The organism is Vibrio sp. Y176, assembly GCF_033438945.1.
In genome coordinates, this window is sequence record NZ_JAWOQS010000530.1 from 1 (window position 1) to 699 (window position 699).

1 pseudogene is annotated in these 699 nt (G+C 42.1%); it reads right to left on the bottom strand.

The window, feature by feature from the left end:
• Window positions 1-699: pseudogene (locus R7O13_RS27130) on the bottom strand (conjugal transfer protein TraF); the annotation flags it as partial.

Genomic DNA, 699 nt, shown 5'->3' on the forward strand with positions numbered 1-699 from the left:
TTTTTCATATAGCCACCTCGTAGTGCCATTTGGCGCAAAATGTCTATTTCGAAGCCAGCTCGAATCATTTGGGGGTTGTCATCAAATGAGGAAAAGCGTTTCTCTTCATTTAAGTCGTAGTCGACGCTCATGGTAAAGTAGTCTGCAACGATACCCGCACCTACTGTGTAAACAGGTCTCATACTGTATTCGTATGACTGAATCGTATCAGTGTTGTACTGGAACGATTTGGTTTTCACGTCTCTTCCAATCAAGTTTTTAGCCGAGATACCCAAACGATATGGACCGAAGAACCAAAGTGCACCCGCATCTAAGTTAAACATAGTTTCAGCAGTTTCGTGTTCACGGAGATCTTTGGTATCAAAGTTTTTAAAGCTGGTCGCATACGAATATGTATAGATACGCTGCAGTTTTGGGGTGATACCAAAAGAAAGATGCTGATTCATAAAGTTGGTGTACTTGGCAAGAGACACCCCCGCCTCCGCTACGCCAATCGAAACACCTTGAACATAGCTGTCTGTTAGTGGATCGACACCTGATGTATCAACATTAGGTTGAACAAATGACTCTGTGTAGAGTTTTCCGTAGACAGTTGCTGATAAGAATTTATTTGGAATACCAACGGCAACGACACCACCTTAGTCAAAATCCATTTTTTTGCCGTCAATAGCATCCATGGACTTTTTGATCTCATCAACA